General features: G+C 73.2%; 5 protein-coding genes. 2 read left to right on the top strand and 3 right to left on the bottom strand.

Annotation, left to right across the window (positions count from 1 at the left end):
• The 3 genes from ACYVE9_RS15360 to ACYVE9_RS15350 all read right to left on the bottom strand — a co-directional run.
• On the bottom strand, positions 1–813 hold an 813-nt coding region (locus ACYVE9_RS15360), incomplete at its 3' end, for an FAD-dependent monooxygenase (protein WP_461028407.1).
• Positions 814–847: 34 nt separating this feature from the next.
• On the bottom strand, positions 848–2,335 hold the full coding sequence (gene eat / locus ACYVE9_RS15355; RefSeq protein WP_461028406.1) for an ethanolamine permease: 1,488 nt from the start codon (positions 2,333–2,335) through the stop codon (positions 848–850).
• A gap of 203 nt (positions 2,336–2,538) precedes the next feature.
• Positions 2,539–3,378, bottom strand: coding sequence for a FadR/GntR family transcriptional regulator (locus tag ACYVE9_RS15350; RefSeq protein WP_461028405.1), 840 nt, complete (start codon positions 3,376–3,378; stop codon positions 2,539–2,541).
• Positions 3,379–3,464: 86 nt separating this feature from the next.
• Here ACYVE9_RS15350 and ACYVE9_RS15345 point away from each other — a divergent pair, with 86 nt between their 5' ends.
• Together ACYVE9_RS15345 and ACYVE9_RS15340 are read left to right on the top strand one after the other, a co-directional pair.
• Entirely contained in the window at positions 3,465–4,856 is a 1,392-nt protein-coding gene (locus ACYVE9_RS15345; protein WP_461028404.1) for a glutamine synthetase family protein, read from the top strand.
• A gap of 12 nt (positions 4,857–4,868) precedes the next feature.
• The coding region (locus ACYVE9_RS15340; protein ID WP_461028403.1) for an aldehyde dehydrogenase family protein at positions 4,869–5,048 on the top strand (180 nt) is incomplete at its 3' end.

Below are 5,048 nucleotides of genomic sequence, written 5' to 3'. Positions count from 1 at the left end.
GCCGGCCGCCGCGACCAGGGCCGCCCGGGCTGCCGCCGTGACCGGGGAGGACGCCAGGGTCAGTCGGGCGGCACGGGCGGACAGGCGTACCACTCGCGCGGTGCGGGCGGCGCGGTCGGCGGTGTAGCGGGCGGTGGCTTCGATGACGTCGGTGTGCGGCGCGCAGTGGTGGCCGAGGACGACGGCGTCCTCGATGGCCTGGTTGCCGCCCTGTCCGAGGTTGGGGGCCATGGGGTGCGCCGCGTCACCCAGCAGCACGGTGCGGCAGCGGTGGAGTGCGGGCAGGGGCGCGGCCAGCGTGTGCACGTCGTGGCGGAGGACGTCGGCCGGCTCGGTGGCGGCGAGGATCGCGGGGACCGGGTGGTGCCAGTTCCCGAAGCGGCGCAGCAGCTCGGCGTGCTCGCGGTCCGGCGCCCGGTCGCCGGCTGGTGCGGTAGCCGCGGCGTAGGCGTAGACCCGTCCGTCGGCGAGCGGATGGCTGCCCCACAGGCGGCCCGTGCCCCATGTCTCGTGCGGGGCGAACGGCGTCGCCGGGGCGGGAGCCAGCATGCGCCAGGTGGTGAACCCGGCGTACCGGGTGCCGGGGTGGGAGGGGAAAAGCGCACGGCGCACCCCCGACCGCAGACCGTCCGCGCCGACGACGAGGTCCGCCTCCCGTTCACCGGCCGCGGTCTCCACCAGGGCCGGCCGGTCGGCGCCTCCCGGGTCGAGCAGCGTCACGGGGTCGGCGGTGCGGACCGAGCCGGCGGGCAGCAGGGCGGCGGGCAACTCCCACACGCCCCAGCGGGCGGACGCCTCGAGATAGGTGGTGATGCCGACAAGGGGAGCGGACACGGGTACCTCCGGATCAGTCGCGTTCCAACTCTGCCTCGGCCTCCGCCAGTGCGGCGAACTCCTCCTCGGGAGCCGCGGCCACCAGGCGGTGCCGGGAGTAGAAGGTGAAGTAGCAGATCGCCACCAGGTACAGCAGGAACGCGATGCCGGCCGCCCTGGGGTCCACCAGGAAGGTCGCCACCACGGCCGTGCAGGCCAGGACGAAGGCGACGGACGAGGTCAGCAGGCCGCCCGGGGTCCGGTAGGGGCGGTGCAGGCCGGGCTCCCGGCGGCGCAGCACGATGTGCGAGAGCGACATCAGCACGTAGGAGACGGCCGCCCCGAACACCGCGATGTTGAGCATCAGGGCGCCGTCCCCGGTGGCCGCGGCCAGCGAGAAGCCGATCGCGCCCGGAACCAGCAGGCCCAGGTAGGGCGCCTTGCGGCGACTGGTCAGGGACAGGAAGCGCGGCAGGTAGCCGGCCCGGGACAGGGCGAAGAGCTGCCGTGAGCCGGCGTAGATCAGGGAGAAGAACGACGCCACCAGACCGGCCAGCCCGGCGTAGTTCACGAACCTGCTGAGCGTCGTGGGATCTCCGCCGGTGGCTGTCTGGAGGGCGGTGACCAGCGGGTTGTCGGCGTCCTTGATGGCGTCCGAGCCGGCCGCCCCGGCAGCCGGCAGCAGGGTGAGCAGAGCCAGCAGCACCAGGATGCCGATGGCCAGCCCCATCGCCTTGGGCAGGGTCCGGACCGGGTCGCGGGTCTCCTCGGCGGCCAGCGGCACACCCTCGATGCCGAGGAAGAACCACATGCCGAAGGGGAACGCAGCCCAGATGCCCAGCAGGCCGTACGGCAGCCAGGAGTTGGCGCCGAGCGCGCCGGAGTCCACCTCGATGTCGGTGAGGGAGGCGGCGTCGAAATGGGTGAGTGCGCCGGCGGAGAAGACGAGCAGCGCGATCACGGCGATGGCCGTGACCACGAAGCTGAACCGCAGCGCCTCACCCACGCCCCACAGGTGCACACCGATGAAGATGACGAAGCAGGCGAGGTAGACCGGCCACCCGGACTCCAGCCCGAACAGGCCGAGCGACTCGACGTAACCGCCGATGAACACGGAGATGGCGGCCGGCGCCAGGATGTACTCGATGAGGATCGCGGTGCCGGTGAGGAAACCGCCCCAGGTGCCCAGCGCCCGGCGGGCGAAGCCGTAGCCGCCGCCCGCGGTGGGCAGCACCGAGGACAGTTCGGCCAGCGAGAAGACCAGGCAGGCGTACATCACGCCCATCAGCACGGTCGCGACGGCCAGCCCGCCGAATCCGCCCTCCGCGAGGCCGAAGTTCCAGCCCGCGTAGTCGCCGGAGACGACGTAGGCGACCCCGAGCCCGGTCAGCAGCAGCCACCCCGCGGTGCCGCGGCGCAGCGTGCGCCGCCGCAGATAGCTGTCGGCACCCGTCCCACCGGGGCCGTCGGGCCCGGGCGGACTCGGCACAGTGGAAGTGGGTACGTCGGTTCCCTCGGCCATGAGCTGCTCCCGCAGGACGGAGACCATTGGTGTGGAGCCATACCTTTGTGTGCGGCAGTACCCGAGCGCAACCCCCGTGCGTGAAACCGGCGTGAACGCAGTCGAGTCGCGCAGTCGTGCGGTCGCCCGCTCGTCCAGCCGCGCCGGCGGGTGCCGGGGCGCGCTGCCGGTCGGTTCTCCGGGGCGGTGGGGGGCGGTGCCGGTCAGGACAGGAACCCGCGAAGCAGCGCGGCCGTCCCGGCGCAGTGCTCCCTGGCCACCTCCCGGGCGCCGTCGGCGTCCCCCTCCAGCACGGCCTCGACGACGGCCGCGTGCTGCTGCTGGGCGTGCTCCAGATTGCGGACCAGCAGCGGGATGCAGTCCAGCAGGTCGTTGATCCGGGCGCGCACGCCGGCGTACTGGGCGCTCAGGGTGGGGGAGCCGGACAGTTCGGCCAGGGTGAGGTGGAAGAGGGTGTCCTGCCGCCGGTAGTCCTCGGGTGCGGCGTCGCCGGTGGCGTCCAGCGCGGCACGCAGCCGTGCCACCTCCGGAGCGGACAGGTCGCGTGCCGCGCACAGCCCGGACGCGCCCGTCTCCAGCACCTCGCGGAAGAGCAGCGCGTCCTCCACGTCGGCCGGATCGGCCCGGTCCCGCAGCTGCCGCAGGGAGGCCGAGGGGTCGGGGCGGGGCAGGACGAACGTGCCGCCGTACCGGCCCCGCCGGCTCTCCACCAGGTTCTGGTCGGCGAGCACCCGCAGCACCGCGCGCAGCGTGACCCGGCTGATGCCCAGCCGGTCGGCGAGGTCGCGTTCGGCCGGCAGCCGCTCCCCGGCGGGCACCAGGCCCAGCCGGATCACCTGGAGTATCTGCTCCAGCGCCTCCTCGAACCCGCTGCCGGCCCGCACCGGCCGCAGCACCGGCGACAGCCGGTCGTCGCGCCCGCCAGCCCGATCAGCCCGCCCGCCGTCGAGCGCACCGGTCCCGTCCGCCGGGCCCCTGCCGCCCGTCGTCCCGGTCCCGTCCGTCGTGCCGGGGCGGTCGCTCCCGGTGGGCCCGTCCGTCATCCGTGTCGACTCCCTCGCCACTCTTCCCATTCAATGGTCCTTCCCACTACCTTAAGGCGTCCGGCGGCTCGCAGAGGAGGCCCTTGGTGGCAGATCGCACGGCACACGCACCGGCAGACCGCACACCCCCGCTCAGCGTCGGCGAACTCCGCCGCCTGGTCGACATCGGCGACATCGACACGGTGGTCCTCGCCTTCACCGACATGCAGGGACGCCTCCAGGGCAAGCGCTTCGCCGCTCGCCACTTCCTGGACGACGTACTCCAGAACGGCACCGAAGGATGCAACTACCTGCTCGCCGTGGACGTCGACCTCAACACCGTCGACGGGTACGCCATGGCGTCCTGGGAACGCGGCTACGGCGACTTCGCCATGCTCGGCGACACCGCGACGCTGCGCCGCACGCCGTGGAACCCCGGCACCGCACTGCTCACGGCGGACCTCGCCTGGCACGACGGCTCCCCGGTCGCGGCCTCGCCGCGCCAGATCCTGCGGCGGCAGCTCGACCGGCTCGCCGAGCACGGCTGGCGCGCCTACGCGGGCACCGAGCTGGAGTTCATGGTGTTCCGGGACAGCTACGAGAGCGCCTGGAACGGCGGCTACCGCGGCCTGACCCCCGTCAACCAGTACAACGTCGACTACTCGGTGCTCGGCACCGGACGGGTCGAGCCCCTGCTGCGCCGGATCCGCAACGAGATGGGCGCTGCCGGCATGGTCGTCGAGTCGGCGAAGGGGGAGTGCAACCTCGGCCAGCACGAGATCACCTTCCGCTACGACGACGCCCTCACCACCTGCGACCAGCACTCGGTGTACAAGACCGGCGCGAAGGAGATCGCCGCCCAGGAGGGCCAGGCGCTCACCTTCATGGCCAAGTACGACGAACGCGAGGGCAACTCCTGCCACATCCACCTCTCGCTGCTCGACCAGGACGACGCCCCGGTGTTCGCCGACGACACCGCACCGCACGGCATGTCCGCGACGATGCGGCACTTCCTCGCCGGACAGCTCGCCGCGCTGCGTGAGTTCACCCTGCTCCACGCGCCGAACGTCAACTCCTACAAGCGCTTCCGCCCCGGCTCCTTCGCGCCCGTCGCGGTCGCCTGGGGGCCGGACAACCGGACCTGCGCGTACCGCGTCATCGGGCACGGCCGCGCCCACCGCATGGAGAACCGGCTGCCCGGCGGGGACGTCAACCCCTACCTGGCGGTGGCCGGCATGATCGCCGCCGGGCTGCACGGCGTGGAGCAGCGGCTCGAACTGCCCGAGCCCTGCACCGGAAACGCCTACACCGGCGACACCCAGCGGGTGCCGAGCACCCTGCGCGACGCCGCCGACCTGTGGCGGGACAGCGCCCTGGCCCGCGCCGCCTTCGGCGACGAGGTCGTGGACCACTACCACCACGCGGCCCGCACCGAACTCGACGCCTACGACACCGCCGTGACCGACTGGGAGCGCTACCGCTCCTTCGAGCGCATGTAAGGACCGCCCGCCGTGCCCACTCACCCCCACCCCGCAGACCTCACCGACCCCGCAGCGCCCACCCATCCCGTCGAGCACCAGGTCCTCAACCCGGCCACCGAGGAGCACCTGGCCACCGTGCCCGGCCTCACCCCGCAGGACGTGGACGCCGTCGTCCGCCGGGCCGCCGCGGCGCAGCCCCGCTGGGCGGCG

The organism is Streptomyces sparsus (assembly GCF_054776295.1).
The sequence above is the reverse complement of the archived record's forward strand: the minus strand, read 5'-3'. Positions and strand labels throughout refer to the sequence as shown.

What these genes read in the sequence shown, in the direction of transcription:
- eat (WP_461028406.1), bottom strand. Translation starts at nt 2,335, where the DNA reads ATGGCCGAGGGAACCGACGTACCCACTTCCACTGTGCCGAGTCCGCCC.
- ACYVE9_RS15350 (WP_461028405.1), bottom strand. Translation starts at nt 3,378, where the DNA reads ATGACGGACGGGCCCACCGGGAGCGACCGCCCCGGCACGACGGACGGG.